This is a genomic window from Nonomuraea insulae, assembly GCF_042656245.1.
The window spans coordinates 1-24,697 of record NZ_JBHSPA010000004.1; the positions used below are offsets into that span (position 1 = coordinate 1).

The 24,697-nt window shown below is 71.3% G+C and carries 27 protein-coding genes and 2 pseudogenes; 7 read left to right on the plus strand and 22 right to left on the minus strand.

Features of this window, described 5'->3' with window-relative positions:
• The 3 genes and pseudogenes from ACFPZ3_RS01355 to ACFPZ3_RS01365 all read right to left on the minus strand — a co-directional run.
• Positions 1-425 (minus strand): annotated as a pseudogene (locus ACFPZ3_RS01355) (two-component sensor histidine kinase); the annotation flags it as partial.
• A gap of 29 nt (positions 426-454) precedes the next feature.
• On the minus strand, positions 455-1,141 hold the full coding sequence (gene cseB, locus ACFPZ3_RS01360; RefSeq protein ID WP_379512047.1) for a two-component system response regulator CseB: 687 nt from the start codon (positions 1,139-1,141) through the stop codon (positions 455-457).
• Positions 1,142-1,158: 17 nt separating this feature from the next.
• On the minus strand, positions 1,159-1,722 hold the full coding sequence (locus ACFPZ3_RS01365; protein WP_379512048.1) for a hypothetical protein: 564 nt from the start codon (positions 1,720-1,722) through the stop codon (positions 1,159-1,161).
• A gap of 151 nt (positions 1,723-1,873) precedes the next feature.
• Here ACFPZ3_RS01365 and ACFPZ3_RS01370 point away from each other — a divergent pair, with 151 nt between their 5' ends.
• The gene (locus tag ACFPZ3_RS01370; protein ID WP_379512049.1) at positions 1,874-3,097 is read left to right on the plus strand and encodes a DUF418 domain-containing protein; all 1,224 of its coding nucleotides are present in this window, start codon (positions 1,874-1,876) and stop codon (positions 3,095-3,097) included.
• A gap of 30 nt (positions 3,098-3,127) precedes the next feature.
• Here the strand turns inward: ACFPZ3_RS01370 and ACFPZ3_RS01375 are convergent, their stop codons facing one another.
• Positions 3,128-3,598 (minus strand): pyridoxamine 5'-phosphate oxidase family protein, encoded by a 471-nt coding sequence (locus ACFPZ3_RS01375; protein ID WP_379512050.1) that lies wholly within the window; start codon positions 3,596-3,598, stop codon positions 3,128-3,130.
• Between the two features lie 82 nt (positions 3,599-3,680).
• Between ACFPZ3_RS01375 and ACFPZ3_RS01380 the strand changes: the two genes are divergently transcribed.
• Positions 3,681-4,226: a dihydrofolate reductase family protein gene (locus tag ACFPZ3_RS01380; RefSeq protein WP_379512051.1), complete on the plus strand. Its 546-nt coding sequence runs from the start codon at positions 3,681-3,683 to the stop codon at positions 4,224-4,226.
• 77 nt (positions 4,227-4,303) lie between these two features.
• Here ACFPZ3_RS01380 and ACFPZ3_RS01385 read toward each other — a convergent pair whose 3' ends face one another.
• Genes ACFPZ3_RS01385 through ACFPZ3_RS01400 form a run of 4 tightly spaced genes read right to left on the minus strand, consistent with a single transcriptional unit; the run spans position 4,304 to position 6,881 of the window.
• Positions 4,304-4,516: a hypothetical protein gene (locus ACFPZ3_RS01385; protein WP_379512052.1), complete on the minus strand. Its 213-nt coding sequence runs from the start codon at positions 4,514-4,516 to the stop codon at positions 4,304-4,306.
• Between the two features lie 3 nt (positions 4,517-4,519).
• The gene (locus ACFPZ3_RS01390; RefSeq protein ID WP_379512053.1) at positions 4,520-5,254 is read right to left on the minus strand and encodes an alpha/beta fold hydrolase; all 735 of its coding nucleotides are present in this window, start codon (positions 5,252-5,254) and stop codon (positions 4,520-4,522) included.
• Positions 5,251-5,865, minus strand: coding sequence for a LysE family translocator (locus ACFPZ3_RS01395; RefSeq protein ID WP_379512054.1), 615 nt, complete (start codon positions 5,863-5,865; stop codon positions 5,251-5,253). Before ACFPZ3_RS01395 ends, ACFPZ3_RS01390 begins: the two co-directional genes overlap by 4 nt.
• A 44-nt stretch (positions 5,866-5,909) precedes the next feature.
• Positions 5,910-6,881: a helix-turn-helix transcriptional regulator gene (locus ACFPZ3_RS01400; RefSeq protein WP_379512055.1), complete on the minus strand. Its 972-nt coding sequence runs from the start codon at positions 6,879-6,881 to the stop codon at positions 5,910-5,912.
• Positions 6,882-6,924: 43 nt separating this feature from the next.
• Here ACFPZ3_RS01400 and ACFPZ3_RS01405 point away from each other — a divergent pair, with 43 nt between their 5' ends.
• Both ACFPZ3_RS01405 and ACFPZ3_RS01410 read left to right on the plus strand, forming a co-directional pair.
• A complete protein-coding gene (locus ACFPZ3_RS01405; RefSeq protein WP_379512056.1) occupies positions 6,925-7,677 on the plus strand; it encodes a DeoR/GlpR family DNA-binding transcription regulator in 753 nt (250 codons plus the stop codon).
• A complete protein-coding gene (locus ACFPZ3_RS01410) occupies positions 7,674-8,813 on the plus strand; it encodes an MFS transporter (protein WP_379512057.1) in 1,140 nt (379 codons plus the stop codon). Before ACFPZ3_RS01405 ends, ACFPZ3_RS01410 begins: the two co-directional genes overlap by 4 nt.
• A gap of 4 nt (positions 8,814-8,817) precedes the next feature.
• Here the strand turns inward: ACFPZ3_RS01410 and ACFPZ3_RS01415 are convergent, their stop codons facing one another.
• The 10 genes and pseudogenes from ACFPZ3_RS01415 to ACFPZ3_RS01460 form a co-directional block, all read right to left on the minus strand.
• Positions 8,818-9,579, minus strand: a complete 762-nt coding sequence (locus tag ACFPZ3_RS01415; protein ID WP_379512058.1) for a sulfite exporter TauE/SafE family protein — start codon at positions 9,577-9,579, stop codon at positions 8,818-8,820.
• Positions 9,580-9,640: 61 nt separating this feature from the next.
• Positions 9,641-10,657: a ketopantoate reductase family protein gene (locus tag ACFPZ3_RS01420; protein WP_379512059.1), complete on the minus strand. Its 1,017-nt coding sequence runs from the start codon at positions 10,655-10,657 to the stop codon at positions 9,641-9,643.
• The gene (locus tag ACFPZ3_RS01425; protein ID WP_379512060.1) at positions 10,654-11,403 is read right to left on the minus strand and encodes an SDR family NAD(P)-dependent oxidoreductase; all 750 of its coding nucleotides are present in this window, start codon (positions 11,401-11,403) and stop codon (positions 10,654-10,656) included. Before ACFPZ3_RS01425 ends, ACFPZ3_RS01420 begins: the two co-directional genes overlap by 4 nt.
• Positions 11,400-12,692, minus strand: a complete 1,293-nt coding sequence (locus ACFPZ3_RS01430; protein WP_379512061.1) for an MFS transporter — start codon at positions 12,690-12,692, stop codon at positions 11,400-11,402. Before ACFPZ3_RS01430 ends, ACFPZ3_RS01425 begins: the two co-directional genes overlap by 4 nt.
• On the minus strand, positions 12,689-13,576 hold the full coding sequence (locus tag ACFPZ3_RS01435) for a polysaccharide deacetylase family protein (protein ID WP_379512062.1): 888 nt from the start codon (positions 13,574-13,576) through the stop codon (positions 12,689-12,691). The genes ACFPZ3_RS01430 and ACFPZ3_RS01435 overlap by 4 nt, the downstream gene beginning before the upstream one ends.
• Positions 13,576-14,583 carry an Lrp/AsnC family transcriptional regulator gene (locus ACFPZ3_RS01440; protein WP_379512063.1) on the minus strand — a complete coding sequence of 336 codons (1,008 nt, stop codon included), beginning with the start codon at positions 14,581-14,583 and terminating at the stop codon, positions 13,576-13,578. Before ACFPZ3_RS01440 ends, ACFPZ3_RS01435 begins: the two co-directional genes overlap by 1 nt.
• Before the next feature lie 69 nt (positions 14,584-14,652).
• The gene (locus ACFPZ3_RS01445; RefSeq protein WP_379512064.1) at positions 14,653-16,710 is read right to left on the minus strand and encodes a 2Fe-2S iron-sulfur cluster-binding protein; all 2,058 of its coding nucleotides are present in this window, start codon (positions 16,708-16,710) and stop codon (positions 14,653-14,655) included.
• 411 nt (positions 16,711-17,121) lie between these two features.
• Positions 17,122-17,445, minus strand: a complete 324-nt coding sequence (locus ACFPZ3_RS01450) for a transcriptional regulator (protein WP_379512065.1) — start codon at positions 17,443-17,445, stop codon at positions 17,122-17,124.
• Entirely contained in the window at positions 17,442-17,885 is a 444-nt protein-coding gene (locus ACFPZ3_RS01455) for a hypothetical protein (protein ID WP_379512066.1), read from the minus strand. Before ACFPZ3_RS01455 ends, ACFPZ3_RS01450 begins: the two co-directional genes overlap by 4 nt.
• 169 nt (positions 17,886-18,054) lie before the next feature.
• Positions 18,055-18,246, minus strand: a pseudogene (locus ACFPZ3_RS01460) (ATP-dependent Clp protease proteolytic subunit); the annotation flags it as partial.
• Positions 18,247-18,451: 205 nt separating this feature from the next.
• On the opposite strand from ACFPZ3_RS01460, the gene ACFPZ3_RS01465 reads away from it, so the two are divergent.
• Positions 18,452-19,024 (plus strand): hypothetical protein, encoded by a 573-nt coding sequence (locus tag ACFPZ3_RS01465; protein ID WP_379512067.1) that lies wholly within the window; start codon positions 18,452-18,454, stop codon positions 19,022-19,024.
• Between the two features lie 195 nt (positions 19,025-19,219).
• Here ACFPZ3_RS01465 and ACFPZ3_RS01470 read toward each other — a convergent pair whose 3' ends face one another.
• The 3 genes from ACFPZ3_RS01470 to ACFPZ3_RS01480 form a co-directional block, all read right to left on the minus strand.
• The gene (locus tag ACFPZ3_RS01470; protein WP_379512068.1) at positions 19,220-19,450 is read right to left on the minus strand and encodes a DUF6289 family protein; all 231 of its coding nucleotides are present in this window, start codon (positions 19,448-19,450) and stop codon (positions 19,220-19,222) included.
• A gap of 567 nt (positions 19,451-20,017) precedes the next feature.
• Entirely contained in the window at positions 20,018-20,497 is a 480-nt protein-coding gene (locus ACFPZ3_RS01475) for a recombinase family protein (RefSeq protein ID WP_379512069.1), read from the minus strand.
• A gap of 35 nt (positions 20,498-20,532) precedes the next feature.
• On the minus strand, positions 20,533-21,096 hold the full coding sequence (locus ACFPZ3_RS01480; protein ID WP_379512070.1) for a ClpP family protease: 564 nt from the start codon (positions 21,094-21,096) through the stop codon (positions 20,533-20,535).
• 142 nt (positions 21,097-21,238) lie between these two features.
• Between ACFPZ3_RS01480 and ACFPZ3_RS01485 the strand changes: the two genes are divergently transcribed.
• Positions 21,239-23,065: a histidine kinase gene (locus ACFPZ3_RS01485; RefSeq protein WP_379512071.1), complete on the plus strand. Its 1,827-nt coding sequence runs from the start codon at positions 21,239-21,241 to the stop codon at positions 23,063-23,065.
• On the plus strand, positions 23,062-23,700 hold the full coding sequence (locus ACFPZ3_RS01490) for a response regulator transcription factor (protein WP_379512072.1): 639 nt from the start codon (positions 23,062-23,064) through the stop codon (positions 23,698-23,700). Before ACFPZ3_RS01485 ends, ACFPZ3_RS01490 begins: the two co-directional genes overlap by 4 nt.
• Positions 23,701-23,802: 102 nt before the next feature.
• Here ACFPZ3_RS01490 and ACFPZ3_RS01495 read toward each other — a convergent pair whose 3' ends face one another.
• Entirely contained in the window at positions 23,803-24,666 is an 864-nt protein-coding gene (locus ACFPZ3_RS01495; protein ID WP_379512073.1) for a DUF2268 domain-containing putative Zn-dependent protease, read from the minus strand.
• Positions 24,667-24,697 lie beyond the last annotated feature (31 nt).

A 24,697-nucleotide genomic window follows, 5' to 3' on the forward strand; every position in this document is an offset into this window, starting at 1 on the left:
GAGCCCAGCAGCAGGACCCGGTCCAGCGCGGCCAGGTCGTCGAGCCTGGGCCGGTAGTCCGAGCGCAGGGACAGGACGTGCCCGCCGGCGCCGGCCGCCGCCCAGATGAAGGTGCCCTCGGAGGTCTGGCGCAGCGCGGTGGCCACCGTACCGTCGCCGACCGCCGCGCGCAGGTCGGCGGGCAGGGCCGGGTCGTCCAACCGGCTGCCGAAGGCCGCCTGGCCGCCGCGGTGGTATTCGCGCAGCAGCAGTCCGATGCGTTCGGTCTGCAAGCGGTGGGCGTCGTCGGCCTGCCTGCCGGCGTAGGCGAGGTGGACGATGAGGCTCAGCGCCACCGCCACCAGGACGCTCACCGCGGCGACGGTGGCGCTGATCTTCCAGCGCAGGCTCATCCGGCGCGGCCCCACCGCACGCGGGAGCCTCATCCGGCGCGGTCCCACCGAACGCCGGAGCCTCATCCGGGCTCCGCGAGCAGCTTGTAGCCGAAACCACGCACGGTCTCGATCCGGTCGGCGCCGATCTTGTTGCGCAGCCGCTGCACGTGGATGTCGGCGACCCGGGAGTCGCCGCCGACGGCGTAGTCCCAGACGCTCTCCAGCAGCACGTCCCTGCTGAGCACGGTGCCGGGCGACTCGGCGAACCGCAGCAGCAGCCGCATCTCGGTCGGCGTGAGCGCCACCGGCCTGCCGCCGCGCAGCACCCGCACGCCCTCGACGTCGATGTCCACATCGCCGAAACGCAGCCGGCCGGCGCGCGCGCCACCCTGCCCGGTGCGGCGCAGCACCGCGCGGATGCGGGCCAGCAGCACCGAGCCGTCGAACGGCTTGGTCACGTAGTCGTCGGCGCCCGCCTCCAGGCCGACGACCACGTCGACGGCGTCGTCCCGGGCCGACACCATGATCACCGGTATGAGGCTCTCGGCGCGGATACGCCGGCACAGGCTCACTCCGTTCATGCCGGGCAGCATCACATCCAGCAGCGCCACATCGGGCGTGCGGGCGCGAAAGGCGTCCAGCCCGGCCACTCCGTCGGCGGCGGTCGTGACCGTGAAGCCGTCGCGTTCCAGGGTCAGCTGCGTCACCTCCCTGATCACCTCGTCGTCCTCGACGAACAGCACGTGCGGGGTCCCGTCGGTGGGCATGGAGCCTGCTTTCGTGTTCACGCGCCGTCGAGGACGAGGGCGCGGCCACTCCAGCGCAGCGGCGTCGTCCGCGTGGCGGTCGGGCAGGAGGCGGCGTCGTCGGGCAGGTAGTCCGGCCGCACCAGGACCAGGGCGGCGTCGTGCACCTCGACGCGGCTGCCCGCGCCCTGGTCGGCGTAGACCCGCTCGCCCGGCCGGTCCGACTCGAGGCGGTAGACGTAGGTGCCGCGTGTGCCCTCGTATCCGCAGGTCCGGCCGGGGCAGGTGTAGACGGTGACGGCCACCAGGCGGACGCTTCCCCAGTCGCCGGACAGGGAGATCTCGTCGGAGTAGACCGGGTACCGGCCGCCTTCGCACCGTTCGATCGCGGAGGTGACCTTCGTGCTCAGGCGCGGATCCCCGCGCAGCACCCGCAGGCCGTCCAGGCCGGACCGGGTCGCCGTGGCCGTCTGCGACGGCGCCGATGAGGGCGTGCCCTGTCCGGCCGGAGGCTCCTGGCGTATCCGCGGATCGATCCCGCACCCGGCCAGGAGGAGACCGCACAGCGCGGCTCCCGCGGCGAACCGTTTCTTCGACGACATGACGCCGATAATACCGCCCAAATGCTGTTACAGAATCTATGGATTATCTCCGGACGGCCGATGGGAAAGGTGAAATGAATCGACGGAAAGGGCCTTTACGGTGGTGCTCGACTTATTCAAAAAGGCCCGCGCTTTTGGAGGACCACCTGAAATGAGCCATTCCACGCACGTTCCCCCGACCGTCAGGTCCCAGCTCCCGCAGGGGCGGCTACCTGGGCTGGACGCCGTACGGGCGCTGGCCATCGTGGGCATGGTCTACATGCACGTCAGCCCCACCGGATGGCTGAGCCCGGCTCCGGCGCGGGACAAGCCGGCCCTGCTGGACTGGATCGAGCACGCCGTCTCCGGCCGATCGATGAGCCTTTTCGTGCTGATGGCCGGCATCTCGGTGGCGCTGATGACCGGCGGCCCGGCGCCGCTGGACGGCGACCGGCTGAAGGCGGCCAGAAAACGGCTCGCGATACGCGCGGCCATGTTGCTGCTGATCAGTCTGTGCGTGGATCAGCTGTCCGGCCTGAACCTGTCCATTCTCGAGTTCTACGCCGTGTGGCTGCTGATCCTGATCCCGCTGGTACGGCTGCGCCCGCGCACGCTGCTGGTCACGGCCGGCGTCACCGGCGTCGTGCTGCCCGTCTTCTGCTTCGTCGTGCTGAACTACGGCAGCACCTGGGCCATCTCCCCCATGAACCCCGGCGCGGAACCGGCCTTCGGCCTCGCCCTGTTGATCCAGCCGCAGGACTGGCTCGCCAAGCTCCACCACCTGCTGATGGGCGGCGGCTTCCAGACCCCGTACGCGATTCCGCTGCTGCTGGCCGGGCTGGCCATCGGACGGCTGGACCTGCGCAGCCCCGCCGTTCGCCGGCGAATGGCCGTCTGCGGCGCGCTGCTGGTGGCGGCCTGCTGGCTGGTGTCGTGGTTCGCGCTCGGCCCGCTGGGCGCCGGGCGGGCGCTGGCGGCGATGATGGCGTCCACGAGCGGCCCGATGACGCAGCCGTGGGCGTCGGTGCTGACCCTGCCGCCGGACCAGCTGTACGCGCTGAGCATCCCGATGGCGCCGATGATGACCGGTGCCGGCCTGTTGCTGCTGGCCGCTCTCCTCACGCTGCTGGAGCGGCCCGGCTGGCGGCGTGCGCTCCGGCCGCTGACCGCTACGGGGAGCCTGGCGCTGACGTGGTACGCCGCTCACCAGATCTTCATCGAGCGGGTGGCGGGCGACCCGCCCTATGCCTTCACCCTGTACGCGGGCATGGTCGCCGTCGCGTTGGTCTTCTCCCCGCTGTGGTTGCGATGGGCCGGGCGGGGGCCGCTGGAATGGCTGGTCCACCGCGTGATCGTGCTGGCCGCCCCGGCGCGTCGTACCGGCCGTCGGTCGTAGTCAGAGGACCCGGCGCCTTTACATTGTAGATCACGTACGGCGGAACTCCCGCACCCCCACGCCCTCACGCCACGAGGCGATGATGAGTTCGTTGCCCTCGACGCGCGTCCACGCGACCTCGGTCAGCTCGATCCGGAACAGGTGCGAATCGGACTCGGGCAGCTCGAAGGAGGCCAGCACCCCCTCATCGGTGACCTCCACCGCCCGGCCGGCCAGTTTCAGATCCCCCTCCCATGAGGACGGATCCGCCTTGTCCGGATCGCGGGAGGTCACGTGGATCGCCATGCGCGGATCCCGCCGCAGGTCGGCGGCCTTGACCGCGCGGGGCATGGATCCCGTCCACAGCTCGCCGTCCCTGAAGCTCGTCTCGATGCCGCTCACCCGGGGCGAGCCGTCCTTGCGCAACGTCGCCAGGACCTTGTGCGCGTAGGCGTCCAGCAGGCGCCGGGCCACGCTGGCCAGCTCGGGTGCCTGCCGGTCGAATTCCTGCCATGAAGCCATGGCCCTCATCATGGCCGCCGCCACCGACAGAACCCCGTGCTACGTTTGTAAACGAACCAACGTTTATAAATGGGAGGCGCACATGACCGCGGACAGGCCGTTCAAGGCGGCGGTGTTCATCGGGATCAGTCTCGACGGGTTCATCGCCCGCGAGGACGGGGACCTCCACTGGCTCACCAGCAGGGGCGAGGCCGCCGGAGACGATCTGGGCTACGACGCGTTCATCGGCGGCATCGACGCCGTCGTCATGGGGCGGGGCACGTACGAGCCGGGTCTGACCTACGATCCGTGGCCGCACGAGGGACGGCACGTCGCGGTGCTCAGCACCACGCTGGAGGACGGCGCGGACCCGCGGGTGAGCGTGTATCGCGACCTCGACGGGCTCGTGCGCGGGCTGAGCGAACGCGGCGCCAAGAGCGTGTACGTGGACGGCGGCCAGGTCATCCGCGCCTTCCTGCGGGCGGGGCTGATCGACGAGATGACCATCACCACCGTGCCGGTTCTCATCGGCACCGGGCTGCCGCTGTTCGGCCCGGTCGGCGGCGACGTCCCGCTCGCCCACCTGTCGACCAGGGTGTTCGGAGCGGGCGTCGTCCAGAGCACCTACGCGGTCGATCGGCAGGCGTAGAGGTCCGGCTGGGCCGGAGAAGACGAGCGCGCCCGCACGCTGGACCAGGTGCGGGCGTTCCGGGCCGGGCGGCAGCGCTAGCGGCGGCCGTACTTCTTGTGCACCGCCTGCTTGCTCACCCCGACCGCGTCGGCGATCTGGGCCCAGGCCAGCCCGGCCACCCGGGCCCGCCGCACCTGCACGGCCTCCAGGCGCTCGATCTCACGCCGCAACGCGGTGGTGGCGTGCAGCGCCAGCAGCGGATCGTCGTCCTGCGCCTGCCTCACGAGGGTCGCCAGGTCGTTCGTCATGGACTAAAGGTAATCCAGCAGCAGCCCGTTGATCTCCTCGGGACGTTCGAGCGCGGGAAGGTGCCCGGCCCACTCCAGCTCCAGCAGCCGGGCCTGGGGCAGTTCGCGGGCCAGGTGGCGGGCGCTGTCGCGGAAGTACGGCAGGTCGTGCGCGCCCGCCACCACCAGCGCGGGCACGTCCACCTGCGCCAGGGTCAGCTCGCCCTCCACCTGCTCGGGCTCGGGATCGGCGGCCAGTTGCAGCTCGAACGCGTGCCGCTGCATCGCCACCAGCCGCCGCCACGCCTCGTCCGTCGCCTCGGGCCCGAGCAGCGTGCGCGCGTTCAGCTCCGCGGCCCCCTCCACGTCGCCCTGCTCCAGCAGGCGGTTCTCCTCCTGCCAGTACGCCCGCAGGTCCGGCGTCGGCTCCAGCGTGGAGATCGGGTTGAGCAGCACCAGCCGCCCGGCCAGCCCGGCGCAGGCCAGCTCCAGCGCCGTCCGGCCCGCGCCCGACGAGCCGACCATGGCCGCCCGGGTGACGCCCAGCGCGGCCAGCACCTTGGCCACGTCGCCCGCGTCGCTGTACGGCTCCCGCGCCGCGTAGGGACTGTGCCCGTACCCCCGGAAGTCCACCTTGATCACCCGGAAGCGCGCGGAGAGCGCCTCCCACTGCGCGTCCCACATGCCGGAGTCGGCCGCCGACGAGTGCAGCAGCACCACCGGCTCGCCCGCGCCCCGCTCCTCGTACCAGATCGTCATCGCGCCTCCACCACCATCCGGACGCCGAGAGCGATCAGCACCGCGCCGGAGACCTGCTCCAGCCGCCGCTTGACCGCCGGGCGGTCAAGCCACGCCTTGGCCCTGGCCACGGCCCAGATGAGCAGCCCGTACCAGAGCAGGTCCACCGCCACCCACACCACGGCCAGCGTGACGAGTGTCAGCCGCACGTCCTGCCCGGCGGGGACGAACTGCGGCAGGAACGACATCGCGAACACCGCCGCCTTCGGGTTGGCCAGGCACGTCCCCACCCCGGCCAGGTAGGGCCCGCGCAGCCCCGGCAGCGCCTGCCCCCCGGGCGCGGGAGCGGCCCCCTTCCGGGCCTGCCACAACGCCTGCGCGCCCATCACGACCAGCACGGCCGCGCCGGTCACGCGCATCACGTCGTAGGCCACCTGTGAGGCCACCAGCAGGGCCGACAGGCCGAACGCGGCGGCCAGCCCCCACAGCAGGATCCCGGTCTCGTTGCCGAGCGTGGCGGCCAGGCCGGAGCCGCGGCCCGCGCGCAGGGTCTGGCGCAGGATGACGGCGGTGCTGACCCCGGGCACCATGGCCACCAGGACGCACGCGCCGACGAATGCGAGAAGATACATGCGAGGGATGCTGACAGACCGGCGCCCGAATATCGCCTGATTTTTCAGCGGTACACCTTGGCGAGCTCCGCGACCGCCTCCTCCATCAGCGTCCGCAGCTCCGGCGGGCCGAGCACCTCGATGTCGGCCCCCATGCGCAGCAGCAGCCAGCGCGCGTGGGTGATCGACTCGATCGGCACGGTGAGCGTCAGCCACCCCTCGGGGTCGGGCTCGCCTGCCGCGGCCAGCGCGGCGGCGACCACGTCGGAGCCCATCGTGTACGCCAGCAGGTCCCGCCGCCCGGGCGCCAGCTTGATGACGGCCTCGGCGGTGTACATCCGCTCGCGGAACTCCTTGGCGTACGCCTGCCAGAATTCGCCCAGATCGAACCCCTCCGGCCGGGCGAACCGGTCCGGCAGCGTCTCCAGCGTCAGGATCCGCGCCACCCGGTACGTACGGGCCGACCCCTCCGGCGGCGCCGCCACCAGGTACCAGGAGCCGCCCTTGAGCACCAGCCCGTACGGATGGATCACCCGGTCCACCTCGCGCTGCCCCCATCGCCGGTAGGTCATGTGCAGCACCCGCTGGTCCCACACTGCCTCGGCCACCGCGCTCAGGTGCGGCACGTCGTCGGCCGAGCGGTACCAGCCGGGCACGTCCAGCAGGAACCGCTCGCGCATCCGTGAGGCGTGCGAGCGCGGCTCGGGCGGCAGCGCGGCCAGCAGTTTCAGCTCGGCGTTGGCCGCCACCTCCGCCAGCCCCAGTTCCGCGGCCGGACCGGGCAGCCCGGCCAGGAACAACGACGACGCCTCCTCGGCCGTCAGCCCGTTGAGCCGGGTGCGGTAGCCGTCGAGGAGCTGGTACCCGCCCGCCGGTCCGCGGTCGGCGTAGACCGGGACGCCGGCCGACGACAGCGCCTCCACGTCGCGGTAGACCGTGCGGACCGACACCTCCAGCTCGCCCGCCAGTTCTGGCGCGGTCATGCGGCCCCGCGTCTGCAGGAGGAGGAGAAGCGAGAGCAGGCGGCTGGCACGCATATTTTCATTGTATTGCGCACAAAAGCTATGTTTGTATGAACACATGGAACGTGTGCGAGCCATCATGAACACCTTGCGTACGCACGACAGCGTGTCCGTGGCCGAACTGGCCACCGAGCACGGCGTGTCCGAGATGACGATCAGGCGTGACCTGGACGAGCTGGCCCAGCAGGGGGTGGTGCGCCGGGTCAGGGGTGGCGCGCTGTCGCTGCTGCTGCGCGGCGAGGAGCCGCCGTTCGGGGTGCGCGAGCGGGAGGCGGTGGAGACCAAGCGGCTCATCGGGCAGCAGGTGGCCGCGCTGATCGCCGACGGGGAGGCGGTGGTGCTCGACGGCGGCACGACCGCTCTGGAGGTGGCCCGCGCGCTGGTCGATCGGCGGGTGACCGTGCTGCCGCTGGCGCTGCAGCCGGTGATGTTGCTGGCCGCCGCGCCGCGCGTGCGTCTGGTGCTGCCCGGCGGCGAGGTGCGCAAGGGCGAGCTGAACGTCATGGGGCCCCTCGCCCAGAGCTCGATCGGCGCGCTGCGCTTCGACACGGCGGTGGTCGGCTGCTGCGGCCTGTCCGCCGAGCACGGGCTGACCGCGCACGACCTGCCGGAGGTGGCGGTCAAGCAGGCGGCCATGGCCTCGGCGCAGCGGGTCATCGTGGCGTGCGACTCGGGCAAGTTCACGCGTACGGCGTTCGGCGCGGTGTGCCCGATCGACCTGCTGGACGTGGTGGTGACCGATCCCGGCATCCCGCCTGAGGAGCGCGACGCGCTCGTGGCGGCCGGCGTGATGGTCAAGGAGGCCGCGTGAAACGCGAACGGGTGGCCGTCTACCTGTTGTTCTTCCTGTCGGGCGCGGCCCTCGGCACCTGGACGGCGCGCATCCCGCCCATCAAGGAGGGGCTGAAGCTCAGCGACGGCCAGTTCAGCCTGGCCCTGCTGGGCATCGCGGCCGGCGCGGTGATCGGGATGACCGCCGTGGGTCCCCTGGTGGACCGGTACGGCGCCAGCCGGATCATGATCCCGGCGGCCCTGGCGCAGGGCCTGGTGCTCGTGCCGCCCGCCTACGCCCCCGGCCTGGAGACGCTGGCGGCGTCACTGCTGCTGTTCGGCGTCGTGCACGGGGTGCTCGACGTGTCCATGAACGCCAACGCCGTGGAGGTGGAGCGGGCCCACGGGCGGCCGATCATGTCCTCCTTCCACGCCGTCTTCAGCGTCGGCGGGTTCGCCGGGGCCACGGCGGGCGGGCTGTTCGCGCACGCCGTGCTGTCGCCGGCGCTCACGTTCTGGTCGGTGGGGGCGGTCATCGCGGTGCTGGCGGCGTGGGCGGCGTTGTGGGCGCTGCGCTCGGCGCCCGCTCCCCAGCCGGCCGTGAGCGGGCGGGCCGGGCGGCCCAAGGGGATCGTGTTCCTGGGCGTGCTGGCGTTCTGCTGCCTGGTGGGCGAGGGGGCCTCGGCCGACTGGAGCTCGGTCTACCTGCGCGAGGACCTGGCGGCCTCGCCGGGGTTCGCCGCCGCCGGGTACGCGGCCTTCTCGATCATGATGACGGCCGGGCGGCTGGCGGGCGACTGGCTGGCCGCGCGGTTCGGGCCGGTGCCGCTGGTGCGCTGCTGCGGGCTGCTGGCGGCGGCGGGGCTGGGGTTGTCGCTGCTGGTCGGCGAGCCGGTCGCGGGCGTGATCGGGTTCGCCTGTTTCGGCGCCGGGCTGTCGTGCATCGTGCCGCAGGTGTTCTCGGCCGCCGGGCACCGGGACCCGGCCTTCGCCGGGCGCGCGCTGGCGCGGGTGGCGGCGATCGGCTATCTGGGGCTGCTGTCGGGGCCGGTCTTCATCGGGGGCGCCGCCGAGCTGACGGGGCTGCCGCGGGCGCTGGGCATCCCGGCGCTGCTGGCCGCGTTCGTCGCCCTGGCGGCCACGGCTCTGCGGGTACGCGCGAAGGAACCGGCCTGAGCCCTCAGCCGAACTGCTGCCAGCCGAGCCTGATCACCATGGCCACGACCACGACCAGCAGCACGATCCGGACGAAGGAGGTGCCCCGCTTGATCGCCGTCCGCGCGCCGAACTGGGCGCCGGCCACGTTGCACACCGCCATGCCGAGGCCGAGCGCCCACTGCACGTGCCCCTGCGCCGCGAACACCGCCAGCGCCCCGACGTTCGTCCCGATGTTGATGATCTTCGCGGAGGCGGACGCGGCGACGAAGTCCAGGCCGAGGATGGTGGTGAAGGCGATGATGAGGAACGTCCCCGTACCCGGGCCCATGATGCCGTCGTAGAAGGCGATCCCCACGCCCGCCGTCGCCACCGCCGCGGCCACCCGCGGCTGGGTACGCAGGTGCGGCACCGGCACGGCGCCCATCGAGGGACGCAGCGTCACGAACGCGGCCACCCCCAGCAGCACCACCATGACGGCGGGCCGCAGCACCTCGGCCGAGATCGACGCCGCCGCCCACGCGCCCAGCCCGGCACTCAGCACGGCCAGCGCCGCTCCGGGGATCGCCACCTGCCGGTCCACCTTGGTGGAGCGGGCGTAGGCCACGGCGGCGGAGGCGGTGCCGAACACCGACGACAACTTGTTGGTGGCCATCGCCTCGACCGTCGGCATGCCGGTCACCAGGATGGCGGGGAGTTGCAGCAGCCCGCCGCCGCCCACGACGGCGTCGATCCACCCCGCTCCTGCCGCTGCGACGAGCAACATCAGTACCTGCTCCAGCGGCACGCGCCACTCCCCCGATTTCCCCCGTTAACCGGCAAGAGTTTACAAGGAGCGCTTAAACCGCTTAACCGGGCCCTGCCTGTTGGCGCGGCAGGTCCGTGAGGTGCTCCTCGCTCATCCGGGCGCGGCCGGTCTCGACGTCGGCCAGACGGGCGAGCATGCCGCTCAGCAGCGGCGTCGCCACCCCCTCCGCCCGCGCCCTGTCCAGGACGGGCCGGTAGTGGTCGTGCACCTCGATCGGGCGGTGCCGGACCGCGATGTCACGCCAGATGCCGCTGCGGTCCTTCGGCTGGGTACGCAGCCACGCGGTCAGCCGGTCCGTCGCCTCCTGCCTGGCCCCCTCCGGCGCCCCGGGCACGTAGGCCCGCGCGTCGAAGGCGTCGAACGGCTCCAGGCTCATCCCGGCCGCCACCGTGAACACCTCGGCCACCAGCGCGTGCATGAGCGGCCGGTGCCGGTCGATCAGGTCGGCCATCGGGGCGTCGGCCAGCGCCGTCGCGCTCAGCATGGCGCCGAAGCCGAGCTTGGACCACAGGTAGCCGCCGACGTTGGCGGTGGCCTTGGCGTCGAGCGCGGCCAGGTCGGCCACCAGGCGGTCCACGCGGGGGGTGGAGCGGCCGTCGAGCTCGCCGATCACGAACGCGCCCGGCCCGCCGTCGCGGATGACGCCCGGCTCGACCACGTCGGCGAAGATGTTCACGAACGCGCCGATGACGCGTTCCTCGCCCACGTGCCCGGCGATGAGCCGCTCGTTGAGGCCGTTCTGGACCGACACGACGTACCCGTCCGGGGCCAGCCGGGGCGCGATCCAGGCGGCGGCACCGGCCGTGGCCTGGGCTTTCACGCACAAAAGCACGCGTCGCAGCGGTGGCTCGGCGGGGGTCTCAGCAGGGCTCGCGGCGCTCACCCGGACGCTCCGGTCGCCGTCGGCGCGGCGCAGGACCAGGCCGTCGCGGCGGACCGCCGTCACGTGCGCGGGGTCGGCGTCCACGAGCAGCACCTCGTGCCCCGCCTCGGCCAGGTGGAAGGCGATCGTGCCGCCGATGGCGCCGCCACCGACGATCGTGTACGGGCCGCTCATGCTCGTTGTACCTCGCTCGTTCCGTTCCAGTGCAGGGGCAGGGCGGTGGTGCCCGCCGAGGCCCCGCCGTCCACCCGCAGCACCGTGCCCGTTACCCACGCGGCCTCCTCCGAGGCCAGCCAGCGCACCGCCCCGGCCACGTCCGCCGGCAGGCCGCGACGGCCCAGGGGGTTGGCCGAGACGGCGGTGGCGTACTGCTCGGTGACGGGGTTGGCGGCGCTGTCCACGGTGACGAACCCGGGACTGACCGCGTTGACCCGCACGCCGAGCGGGCCGAGCTCGACGGCGGCGGCCTTGGTGAGCATCTCCAGCGCGGCCTTCGAGGTGCAGTAGTGGGCCGCGCCGGGCCGCGCGCGCAGGGCGGCCCCGGAGGCGATGTTCACCACCGCCCCTGGACGGCCGCTCGCGGCGCAGGCGCGGCCGAACGCGGCGGTGATCAGCATGGGGGCGCGGACGTTGACGTCCTGCACCCGGTCCCACTGGGCGGCGGTCATCTCCAGGAACGGCGTCGCCGGGTAGATGCCCGCCGCGTTGACCACGACGTCCACCGGGCCGTGCTCCCGCCAGGCCCGATCCACCAGCGCGGCGGCGGCCGGCGCGTCGGCCAGGTCGGCGACGATCTCCCGCGGGCTTCCCTGCGCCCGCACGTCCACGCCGGTGACGCGGTCGCCCTCGGCCTCGAACAGCTCGCGGATCCCGGCGCCGATGCCGCCGGCCGCACCGGTGACCAGCACGTGGCGCGTCATGTCAGCTCCTTTCCCTTGGTCTCGGGCATGGTGGCGTAGACGATCACGCCGATGAGCGCGGCCCCGGCCACGTACACCCAGATCAGGTCGCGGTAGCCGCTGGAGCTGAGCCAGGTGGTGATGTAGGGGGCGGTGCCGCCGAAGATCGCCACGGCCAGCGCGTACGGCAGCCCGATCCCGGTCGTGCGCACCTCGGCCGGGAACTGCTCGGCCATGATCACCGCGCAGTTCGCCGAGTAGCCCACCATGAACACCATGCCGACGATCTCGATGACCAGCAGCGAGCCGAACCCGCCGTCCAGGAAGTGGAAGGCCGGCCAGGCCAGCACCAGGAACCCCAGCGCGAAGGCCAGCATCGTGGGCTTGCGGCCGACCAGGTCCGACAGCAGCCCGCCGAACGGCAGCAGGATCAGGAACACCAGCACCGCGATCGTGTTGGCCAGCAGCGCCTGGTTCAGCGGCATCCCGGTGTCGATGTGCGCGAACGTCGGCATGTAGCTGACCCAGATGTAGTACAGCAGCGTCCCGGCGATCGTCACCCCGGCCACCCTCAGCGCCGCCCGCGGATGGTCGCGCATCATGCTCACCAGCGGGTTCGCCCGCTTCCTGCCCGACGACTCCACCTTGGCGAACGCCTCGGTCTCCGGCACCGAGACCCGCAGCCACAGGCCGACCAGCCCGAGCAGGCCGCCCAGGACGAACGCGATCCGCCAGCCCCAGCTCTGCAGCGCCGCCTCGTCCAAGGTCGAGGTGAGCACGGTGCCCAGGCCCGAGGCGACCAGCACGCCGCCGCCCACCGAGACCTGCTGCCAGGACCCGGCGAACGCCCGTCTGCCGGGCGCCGCGGACTCCACCAGGAAGGCCGAGGAGGTGCCGAACTCGCCGCCCGCCGAGAAGCCCTGGACCAGGCGGGCCAGCACCAGGACGATCGGGGCCAGGATGCCGATGCTCTCGTAGCCGGGGCAGATCGCGATCACGAACGCGGCCGCCGCCATCAGCGAGATGGTCAGCGTCATGCCCTTCTTGCGGCCGTACCGGTCGCCGTACGCGCCCAGGATCGCGCCGCCGATGGGCCGCATGAGGAAGCCCACGGCGAAGACCACCAGCGTGGACAGCAGGCTCGCGGTCGGGTTGTCCGAGGGGAAGAACTGGCTGGAGAACACCGACGCGAACGTCGTGTAGATCGCCCAGTCCACCCATTCGACGGTGTTGCCGATGGCGCCCGCCACGATGGCCTTGCGCTGCGCCGGGGTCAGACGGGTGGTCGCGCCGAGGTCGGGGGCTGTCATGCGTGCTCCAGAACGTACTCGGCGATCTGGGCGTGGGTGGCGTACCAGACGCCCTCGTGCGCGTCGATGTGCTCCAGCAGCTCGCTCAGCGCGGCCATGCGGGAGCGGTGGCCGATGATGTGCGGGTGCATGGTGAGCTGGAACAGGCCGCCCTCGGCGAGGGCGGCGTCGAACTCGTCGCGCCAGATCCCGGCCACCTGCCGCGGCGGCGTGTACGGCCGCACCGCCGTGTAGCGGTCCATGTTCAGGTAAGGGGCGTCGTCCCTGATCCACTCGACCGGGATCTCCACGATGCCGGTCGGCTCGCCGTCGGCCAGCAGCTCGTACGGCTCGTCGTCGGCCATCAGCGAGGAGTCGTAGCGCAGGCCCAGCTCACGGGTGATGGCCAGGGTGTGGTCGGAGAAGTCCCACGACGGGGTGCGGATGCCCACCGGGCGGGTCCCGGCCAGCTCCTCCAGCGTGTCGGCGGCGCGCAGGGCCAGCTCCCGCTCGGTGGCGGGGTCGAGCTGCATGTTGCGCTCGTGGATCCAGCCGTGCATGGCGACCTCGTGGCCGGCGGCGACGTAGTCGCGCACCTCGCCGGGGTGCAGCAGCGCCGAGACCGCCGGCATGAAGAACGAGGCGGGGACGCCGAAGCGCTCCAGCAGGCGCAGCACGCGGGGCGCGCCGACGCGGGAGCCGTACTCGCCCTGGGAGAGCTTGCCCGGCCGGGTCTCGCCCTCGCGCAGCGGGATCGTCTCGTGGTCGGAGTCGAAGGACAGCGCGACGGCGACCTTCGCGCCGCCGGGCCAGGAGGCGGGGCGAAGGCTCCGGCCGGCGCGCACGCGTGCGACGTGGCCGCGCCAGGTCTGCTCGTCCCACTGCCAAGGATGCTGTTCGGTCATCAGGGGGTCTCCATTCGTGCGGCGGGGGTCGGCGCCCATGCGCGTTTGAGCGTGGTGAGCTGGAGGGTGACGTCGGCGGCGCGCAGTCCGGGCAGGGAGCCGACGTCGTCGCTCAGATAGCGGAACAGGTCGCCGTAGTGGCGCAGCGCCACCTGCCCTGCCAGGTTGAAGCGCCCCGTGGTGGCCGACAGGTAGCGGGTGGCCGGGTGCGCGGCGAGCTGCTGGCCGGCCCGCTCCAGCAGGCCGGGCTCGACCTCCAGCCAGAGCATGAACTCCACCGCGTACCCGAGCACCTCCGGCTCCGCCAGCGTGCGGAAGCGCAGGCAGCCGCGGCGCGCCAGCGACTCGACCCGCCGCTTGGCGGTCGACTCGCTGCTGCCCACGACCTTGGCCAGCGCCTTGTACGACATGCGCCCGTCCTCGCCGAGCGCCCGCACGATCAGGTGCTCCAGCTCGTCGAGCCGCTCCGGCGGGCTCTGCCGGAACCGGTCCTCGAACGGCAGCTCTGCCGCGTCCCGCAACTCGGCGGTGGCCCGCTCGTCCAGCACGCCCGGGTTCCAGTCGTGGTTGGAGACGAACGTCCGCATGACCGCGTGCGTCTCGCTCTCCGTGACCAGGTCGCCGCCGGGCACGTCGGCCACCATCACCCGGCCGATCTCGGCGTGGGTGGGCACCACGAACTCGGCCACGCAGTCCGCGCTGCCGGACACCACGGCCACGAACCTGGCCTCGGACCGCCCGGCGATGCGGGCCGCCACCTCGTACGTGCTGCCGGGGCGGCAGCGGAAGCGGCTGAGCACCGGCACGCCGAGCCCGCAGCGCAGCACGTCGACCACGCCGATCACGCGCAGCAGGCCGCGCTCGCCGAGCAGGGCGGCGCGGCGGACCACGGTGGACTCGCTCGCGCCCACCAGCCGGGCGACCAGGCTCCAGGGAGCACGGCCGTTCAACTGCAGGGCCGCGACGATCGCTCGGTCCAGCTCGTCGATCTGGGCGCCATCTTGCATGCACTCCATGCTTACTGACGGAATCCCCCGACCGCAAGTAAAAGATGACGTAATCCTCAGATTCTGGCCCTATCGGTGTTCCGCGGACTCGATCGCGACGATGGTGTCGGTCAGTGGATAGGAGACGCAGGTGAGGACGCCGCCCTCCTCGACGGTGCCCCTCACCTCGCCGCGAAGGAGCTTGATCCGGCATTCGCCGCAGCTGCCGACGGTGCACGAATAGGGCATCGGCACGCCCGCGGCCAGGCCCGCGTCGAGCATGGTCTGACCGGCGGCGACCACCACGTCACCGGTGTTCCCGACCGTCATCGTCCGCGCGCTCAGCTCGGGAGCCGCCGTGGGCACACTGGTGAAACGCTCCTCGTGCAGGCGGTCCGGGGCGACACCGAGGCCGGTGAGACAGTCGCGGACGCCGGCCGGCATGGCCGCCGGTCCGCAGATGTAGTAGTGGGCGCGCTCCGAGTGGTTCAGGTGACCTGGGCCGATCCGGCCGGTGCGGCCGCTCCAGCCCGGCCCGGGGCGGGACAGCACATGGTGGAGCGTGAAACGGCCGGGATGGGCGTCCCGCAGCGCCGCGAGGTCGCCGGCGAAGATGATGTCGGCCTCGGTGCGGTTGCCGTAGAGCAGGGTGATCGTGGCGTCGGGGGAGGCGGCGAGCACCGTACGGATGATGCTCATTAGCGGCGTGATGCCGCTGCCCGCGCCGATCAGGACGTACTCCGCGCCGGTCGCCGAGGGATCCGTCACGCGGAACGTGCCGGACGGCCCGAGGACGCGCATCTCGGCGCCGATGCGGGCGTGGTCGTTGAGATAGGTGGAGCAGAGCCCGTCCCGTTTGACGGTCAGCGCGAGCCGGTCCGTGCCGGGGACGGAGGTGGCCGAGTAGGCGCGCCGGACGAGACGCCCGTCGATCTCCACGAGGAGCGTGTAGAACTGGCCGGGCGCGAACCCAGTGTCGGCCCCGGAGAACACCAGGGTGACCGCGTCAGGCGTCTCCCGGATCACGTCGATCACCCGCACCGGCCGGCCGGGGAGAGAGCCGGTCGCGGCGCCGTAGCCTTCCTTCTCGAGCGCGCGGCGGTAGGTGGCGTCCATGATCCGCCGGGCCAGCCGGGAGAACACGGCCAGCGCCCTGGCCGGCCGGCGCAGCACCGGCGTCTTCGCACCGAGTTGCCCTATCGTCGACGCCATCAGCTCGGAGAGCGTGGCCGCGTCCGCGCGGTTGGCGCGGTCCCAGAGGTTCGCGGCGGCGACGGCCTGGTTGTGCCGCAGTTCGGCCCGCTCGACGGTGACGATGAGGGCGGTCTGCGGGACGGCGCCGCCCAGCGCCATGTCCGCCAGCAGGTTCGCGTCGTCCGTGAGCACGGCCGTACCGCTCACGTGCAGCACACCGGTACGGCCGGGAACCAGCATCGCCATGGAGATCCGGTCGTCGGCGAGCAGGTTGCGAGAGGTGTCCGCGCGCTTGTTGCCGCGCCGGTCCGGGATGGCCAGCCGGTGCCCGTCGATCACCCGGACGAAGCCGGGCGTGTCACCGCGCGGGCTCGTGTCGCTGCCGCCGTCACGGTCCCAGGAGGAGACGACGAGGAACGGCGTGGCCCCCAGGAAGCCGGCGACGCCCGCGCCGGACAGCGGCCCGTCGGCGACGGCGGAGACGGACGCCGCCGGAACGACCGGGTCCCACAGCCGGGACCGGAGAATCGCCCGTGCGCAGTGGATATAGGCCTGACTGACAGTGACGACGATCCGGCCAGGGGATCGCCCGGCGACCGAGCCGTTCACCCGGAGCGTCTCGCCGACGCCGGGCAGCAGGAAGACGAACGACACCGCGCCCGACGCGTCCGCGTCGGAGGCTAAAACGATCCGGGTCGGCGATTCGACCTCGGCGAAGCCCGGCTTGCCACCGACCAGCGTCGTCCGGGGCCGCCCGTCGTCGTCGCGGTAGCCGAAACCCGCGAGCGGCGCGAGGGAGAGCATGTGCCGGCAGGCGTCGTCCAGTTCCGCGAGCTCCTTCATCTTCACCATCGCCGGCGTGCGCCCGATGATCGCTTCGAGCTGCGCCACGGTGGCGATCCGGCTCTCTTCTATTCGTCGGCCGTGTTCGGTCGTGGAAGGTGTGGTTCGCATCGTTTGAGACCTCCGAAGGGTCGGATGGGGTGCGGCGCGGAACTCTCGCGCCATCTCCGCTGCTTCATGGCGATCGACCCGTCCGGCGGACGATGGGCTGGTCGACTCCGCCGCGCGGCGCCGGCATCGGCCGCGCGGCGCGACCACTCGCCGAGCACGGTGCTGGTCCTGTTCGCCGCGCGCGGGGGCGGCTCATTGCGCCCGTGGCTACTTCACGGTGTGACCGCCGTCATCGCGTCAGTCGCTGGTCACTACGGGCGACGGCGTTTTGTCCGGGGCCCGACTTTTGCCCGCGACCCGCTGGATGCGCTGCGCGCTCAGCGTGGTCGTGGCCTCACGTTTTGTCCCGATGGCACACGGCGAACCTCGGGCTTTTGTCCTGCCATCTCGCAGCCATCACCGATCCGGGGTTCACCCGTGCGGCACCTCCGGCGTACCAATCGGTATGCCCGGAGTGTCGAGGAGTGCCTTGAGCGCCTGGACGTGCCCGGCATAGGCGCGCCGGCCCTCGGCGGTGAGGCTCACCCAGGTCTTCACCCGGCCCCGCCCGGTCGGCTTGGACATCGCGACGTAACCGGCGTCCTGCAGCACCTTCAGATGTTTGCTCAGCACCGAGTCGGCCACGCCGAGAATGTCCCGGAGCACCGCGAACTCGGCGCTGGACGAGGCGACGAGCAGCGCGCAGATCCGCAACCGGTTCGGCGCGTGCACCACCTCGTCGAACCGCCCGGTCATGCGCCTGCCCTCAGGTGGGCCTGGAGGGCGGTGTCGAACCGCCGGCGCAAGACGATGGTGGCGGCGAACCCCACCATGGCCAGGCACCACACCGGCCACCGCAGATCGGTCAAGGCACCGAATCCGACGGAGGCGACGACGCCCAAGACCACCACCGCGCCCATCGCGCCGAGCCACCGGCCGGCGGGGCCGGCTTCCAAGCCGGACACCCAGACACCGATCAGCCGGCGGTAGGCGCGAGTGAGCACAACGCAGCCCGCGGCGAGCAGCGCGACGCCCCCGATCTTGACCGCGGCGCCGCCGAGCCCGAAGGCGAGGATGCAGCCGGCCATCAGCAGCCCGTAGATCGGGTGATACCACCACGGAGTGATCAGCCGGTCGGCGAGGGCTGCGCGGGCTTCGGCAATGACGGCCAGCCCCTCGACAGCATTGCTTTCCATGATGGAAAGTCAATCACATTCCAACATGGAAAGTCAACGCACGGTCGCAGTGTCAGCGCGGCAGCGGTGGCCTCCAGGGCAGGTCGTCGCCATCGACGGCGGTCAACAGGCGCACGGTCGCGAACGTCGCTTTCTCCTCAGTGGCCGGCAGGCGTGAGCATCCGCAATAACTGCCCTGCCCGCGACCGCCCTCGGTGTGCGGCTCGTGCGGCAGCACACGGGCGTGCGGCAGCGCGGCGCGCTTGCCCGCCGTGCCCGCCGTGCCCGCCGCCAGCAGCACCGCCACCGCGGAGGCCGCCTCGCCGATGCAGACCGTGTGGATCTCCAGCCGGATGTACCGCATCGTGTCGTAGATGGCTGAGGATGTCGCGAGGAAGGTTGCCGATCTGATGGCCGCGTATCCGCTCTACCCGGCGATCCACCTGAGATGACTTAGGCGGTTCGGGAGCGGTATCCCGATGGACAGATCGTTTCAGGGTTGCTTGGGTGAAGGCGGAACATCCTGCGAGAACGAAACCCGGAGCCGCGCGCTGGCGGCGGCTTGACATCCAGCCAAAGGAGACAGCATGTCCTCGCCCCCCGCTGGTGCGGAGTTCAAGAATCTGGTCCGCTCAATCCACGCGCACGGCAAGCTCCACATGGCCGAGGTCTCTGCGGGGCGCACGCCGCCGGCGAAGCACGTCCTCCCCAGCCACATCTCGACTGCCAAGGTGACCGATCTTCCCGCCGAGGTCCGGGAGGCCTTCGACGTCTTCGTGACCGGCACCCAGGAGCTGGTCGCCGAGAACATGGACGTCGCCGCTGCCGTGCAGCAGTTCCTCAAAGGCGATAGAACCAAGAGTGACGTCCAAGATCTAATCCGCAAACAGGCGGAGAAATACAGGCTCGGGGCCAATGACTTGTTCCATGTGCTAACAGAAAAGATCATCGAGAGCGGGGGAGCCCACCCCGACCAGGTAGACGAAATATTCGCGGCGTTCAACGAGGTCAATGACTTCTTCACTGACAGGTTTGACGATGTGGCCCGCTTCTACCGGAAGCTGATCGAGAACGTTTCCGAACAGGCGAACCAGGTGAGCAGCTTCTTTCAAAACCTGCAAAAGCAGATCCAGGACTGGCGGGCCGACAACCTCGGTTGATCAACACTGCTGGTCCGGCGCGCCCCTGGCCCCCGGTTAGCGCGTATGGCAGTGACGCCCGTAGTAGTAGGCGGCGATTAGCTCCTGAAGCACGAAAACGCCCGCTCCTCCGCAAAGGGACACTGTTGGCGAAGTAGACCAACAGTGTCCCCGCGATCACATCCGTGATCACGGGGACACTATCTGAGCGGACTCTCAGCAGGGGTTCTCGTTGAACACCGGATAGGACCCGCGCCTGCCCACCCACGTCTCATCCCCGACGCAGTTCTCGTACTTGACCCCCACCAGCGTGGTGCGGTCGGAGTCGGTGTAGTAGTACGTTTCGCAGTGATAGTCGATCTTGCAGGCGCGGGCGTGCGCGGGCGAGCTGATAACGGCGAGGGTGCCGAGAGCGAGCAGGACGGCCAGCGATGCGCGACGAATCATGAAGATCCTTCCTGGGGCGAGGAGCGCTGCTGCTCTCGATGATCGATCGCCGAAGCGAACAGATCAATAAGGTCAATATCGGTATTCAACTGGTTAAACCGCATGTCAGGCTAAACGATGTGCCGCCGAGCTCGTGGGTACGTCGGTGACGCGGCCCGAGGGCGCCAGCGGCGAGCCAGGGAAACCGGCCTCGGCCACTGCGCCAGGTTTGGTCATCAGGGAACTCCAGGTCAAGGGTCGGTTGAGGATGATCATTGTGCCGCGGTAGTACGTGGCGGGCAGGTCGTCGCCTCGCGTCACAGCGCACCCCCGAACAGGTCGAGCTGGTCGCCGCCGACCAGCGCCGCTTCAGCCGCCTTCCTCCTGGCCGCCAGCGTCCTCACCTTGTACGACCTGTTCGTCTCCGGGTCCACCTCGTAATGCCACTGGCAGATGTCCGCCAGCCGGCCACGGTAGAGCCCCTGACACCAGCCGCCGTGAAAGGCCCGCTCGTCGCCGGCCAGCTCCCGGCCGCGCTCGATCGTCGGCGCGTGCTCCTCCCCGTAGTCATTCGGGCGCCGCTGTCGTTCAGCCGGTCAACCAGCCGAGAGAAGTTCCGATCAACGATCCATCGCTCGTAGCATTCCGCGAACATGCCAGCTGATCCGCTTGCATAGTCCGGCTCATAGCGCTCGGGACCGTCCTCTGGCGCGGCGATAGTCCTCTCGGGGTGCAGGGGGTGACGGACCTGTCCCCGCCTGATGTACCCAAACTGGGCGTACCGAGCGGTGGAAGTCCACGAGCAAGCGGATTCTGAAACGCCTCACCCCACTGCTCACCGGCCCGGTCGGACTCGAACGCGGCCAGCTCGAACAGCATGCCGCGGGTGAGCTTGCCGACCACCGTACGAGCGTCGACCTCCTCGGTTGCGGACACCAACTCGCCGCCGGGCTTCTCGACGCGGGCAAGGTTAAGCTGGTTGCCGGTCCGGTTGCGTCCGAACCGGCTGTGCTTCCGGACGAGGATCGCCTTGGCCCTGCCACCTTCGATGTCAGCGATGACCTTCATGATCTTTCGCTGGAAGCACGTAACGGCCGCTCATGTCAGTTCATCCCCTCGGCGATGTGGTCGACGATCCCGTAGTCCAGAGCCTCCTGGGCCGTGAACCATCGGTCGCGGTCGGAGTCGGCCTGGATGCGCTCCAGCGGCTGCCCCGTGTGGAGGGCGATGATCTCGGCCATCCGCCGCTTGGTGTAGAGCATGTTCTCGGCCTGGATCTGGATGTCGCTGGCCGAGCCGCCGATGCCGCCGAGCGGCTGGTGCATGACGACGCGGGCGTTGGGCAGGGCGTAGCGCTTACCCTTCGCCCCGGCCGACAGCAGCACCTGGCCCATCGAGGCGGCGAACCCCATCGCGACCGTCGCCACGTCGCACGGAATGAACTGCATCATGTCGTAGAGCGCCAGCCCGGCCGGCACGGATCCACCCGGCGAATTGATGTAAAGCGTTATGTCGCGCTCGGGATCCTCGGCCGCCAGCAATAGCAGCTCGCCGCAGAGCCGATTGCAAATCTCGTCGTCGACCTCCTGGCCGAGAACGACGATGCGCTCCTTCAGCAGGCGCTGGCCGAGCTGGTCAGGCCAGGCGGCGCGCTGGGTCTCCGTCATGAAGGTCGCCTTTCTACGCAGGTATTTCCACGAAAACGCTAGCCCTGGTAGCGGAGAATTCCGGAACCGTTTCGCTGGCGGCGCATTTCTCTCAGGGCGCATTACTCCGACAGCGAATTTCCATCGACATACAATCGCCGTTGTGAGAAGGAACCTGCCCCGGCGCTGGGCGTGCCTCATCCTCGGCGGGGCGCTGCTGATGCCGTACATGATGGTCGGGGTGCTCGTCGCGGGCCTGTTGAGCGGTGAGTCGGCCAACCTGTTCCTGCCCGCCCAGGTCGGCGTGTTCGCCGCGGTGCTGCCCGTGGTGGCCCTGACCGGGCTGTTCCTGCCGGTGCGGGGGCTGGAGGTCAGCGCGGCACAGGGGCTGCTCGGGGCCCGCGTCGAGGTCCCGCCACGGCAGTCCGGGCGGTCGTGGCAGGAGCGGCGGCGTACCGCGGCCTGGTTCACGGTGCATCTGGCCGTCGGGGGTGTGGTCAGCGGGTTCACGCTGGCGATCGTGCCGTTCACGCTGTTCACGCTCGGGCTGCCGTTCGCCGGACGGGCGATGCCCGTGCTCGGGGCGCTGGTCACGCCCGGGTGGAACGCGATGTGGTGGGCGATGCTCGGGCTGGCGACCCTGGCCGCGCTGGTCGCCATCGCGGTGGCGGCCGGGGCGCTGCTGGCCCGGCTGGCCCCCGTCCTGCTCGGCCCCACCCCCGCCGAGCGCCTGGCCGCCGCCGAGGAGCACGCCCGTACGCTGGCCGAGCGCAACCGGCTGGCCCGCGAACTGCACGACTCGGTCGGGCACGCCCTCAGCGTCGTCACCCTGCAGGCCGCCGCGGCCGGCCGGGTACTCGACCGCGACCCCGCCACGGCCAGGACCGCCCTGGCCGCCATCGAGCAGTCGGCCCGCGCTGCCCTCGAAGACCTCGACCACGTCCTCGGAGTCCTCCGTGAGGACGACCGCGACCGGGACCACGATGGCTGGGCCGACACCGGCAGCGAACACGCCGGTGTCCGAGGGGGCGACCGCGAGGGCGGGAACGCCGGCATCCGAACGGGCGACGACCGCGGGGGCATCGCCCCCGGCCGCACGCGCCTGAGAGGCGACGGTAGGTGGGAGGGACGCCAAGGCGATCCGAGTGGGCCGGAGGGACGCCGGAGCGATCCGAGCGAATGGGAGGGACGCCAAGGCGATCCGAGTGGGCCGGAGGGACATCGGAGCGATCCGAGCGAATGGGAGGGACGCCAAGGCGATCCGAGTGGGCCGGAGGGACGCCGGAGCGATCCGGGCGGGCCTGCGAGGGCCGACGAGGCCGGGCGGGATCGTCGGCGGGCGCCGCAGGCGACGCTGGCCAACCTCGGCGAGCTCGTCGCCGCCTCGGGCGCCAAGGTGCGGCAGGAGGTGGGCGACCTGTCCGGGGTGCCCGCCGTGGTCTCCCGGGAGGCGTACCGGATCCTGCAGGAGGCCCTCACCAACGCCATCAAGCACGGTCACGGCCCCGTGCGCCTGTCAGCCGCCGTCGACGGCGACGACCTCCGCCTGGAGGTCACCAACGCGATCCTCCATCCCGGCGGCAGCGACCCGGGAGACGGCCACGATCGCGCCGGGGGTGGCGACCATGCCGGCGGCAGGCGCGGCGGCCGAAAAGGCGCTGAGAGCGGAGACCCTGGAAACGACAGCCCAGCCGGCTCCGCAGGCGACACCCCGACCGCCACGTCGGGTGACAGCCCCGCGAGCAATCCAGCGGACGCCTCGGGTGGCAACCCGGTCGGCGCCCCAGGTGACAGCCCAGCGGGCGCCTCGGGTGGCAGCCCGGTCGGCGTGTCGGGCGGTGGCGGGTGGGGTGGTTCGAGGGGTGGTGGGGGGCGCGGGGTGGCGGGGATGCGGGAGCGGGTGCGGTTGTTGCGGGGTGAGGTGCAGGCCGGACCGGCCGAGGGCGGATGGCAGGTCAGGGTGCGGTTGCCGCTACGGTCGAGCGCATGACACTCAGAGTCGTGATCGCCGACGACGAGGACCTCATCCGTGCGGGCCTGCGCGTCATCCTCGACGCGGAACCGGACCTGAGCGTGGTCGGCGAGGCCGCCGACGGTGCCGCGGTCGTGCCGGTGGTGCGGCGCGAGCGGCCCGACGTCGTGCTCATGGACGTGCGGATGCCCGCTCTGGACGGCATCCGCGCCACCGAGCGGCTGCTCGCTCTGGACGAGCCGCCCAAGGTGCTGGTGGTGACCACGTTCGAGAACGACGACTACGTCTACGACGCGCTGCGGGCCGGCGCCAGCGGCTTCCTGCTCAAGCGGGCCCGCCCGGACGACCTCGTGCAGGCCGTCCGGATGGTCGCGGCGGGCGAGTCGTTGTTGTTCCCCGCCGCGATCCGGGCACTGGCCGGTCGCCGGCCCAGGAGCGCGGTGCCCGGCATCGAGCGGCTGACCGGGCGCGAGGGTGACGTGCTGCGGCTGATGGCCACGGGCCTGTCCAACCACGAGATCGCCGCCGAGCTGAGCGTCAGCCAGGAGACGGTCAAGACGCACGTGGGCAACGTGCTGGCCAAGCTGGGCGCGCGGGATCGCACACAGGCGGTGATCGCCGCGTACGAGTCGGGCTTCGTCTCCCCCCGCTGACCGCCGCGTACGAGTCGGGCTTCGTCTCCTCCGGTGACGGCTACGGGCGCAGGCCGCTCCCGCGATGACCGCTACAGGCGCAGGCCGCTCCCCCGGTGACCGCTACGGGCGGAGGCCGCCGCGCCGCATGAGGTCGGCGGCGGGCAGCAGGGTTGCCTGCGCCGCGCTCAGCCCGGTCTCGGCCAGGGCCCGGTCGACCAGGTGCAACCCCACTGCATATCCCGCCATGTCGGGAATGCCGCGGGGTTCCTGGCCGAACTTGCGCATGGCGCTGTCACCCAGCACATACGCCGACGTGTGCCGCATCCCGGCCAGGTCGAAGTCGGCCATGATCAGCTCGTACGCCCGCTCGAACGTCTCCCCCGCCACCATCGACGACCACGGCCCCATCGCCTCAGGCCCGGAGAGCTCCCGTACGAACGCCTCGGCCAGCCCCTCGGCCACCACGTGCTCCCCCACGGTCACCGTGGCCGGGTTCCACTCGACGTTGGTGAAGCGCACGTGGTGGTGGAACTCGTGCACCGCCAGGTGCGCGATCCGGCCGATCACCTCTTCCGACGGCCAGGCCAGGAGGTAGAGCCAGTCCGTCCCCCCGCCCATGCCGTAGTAGCCGCCGGCCGTCGTCATCAGGTACTCGTTGTCGGGGTCGCCCATCACGAACATGACCTGCAGCGAGTCGGCCTGCTTGGCCTCGCCGAGGCGTTCCGAGGCGCGTTCGAGTTCGCGCCGCACCTGGCCGAGCACGTCGGTCTCGATCATGCGGCGCACGGCGGGCAGGTAGCGCGGGTCGTCGGCGTCGACCCGGAACCCGCCGCCCTGGTGGTGGATGTCGACGAGGTCGCCGGGGATCGGGATCGCCGAGCGCGTGGGCGCCAGCATCTCCCGCAGCGCGTCGGGCCGCCGGTCGAGGGGCTCCTCAAGCAGGGCGGCCATCGCCGTGAGGGTGTCGTGAACGATGAATTCCATGCCTCAGGACGCTAAAGCCTGCCGTTACGTG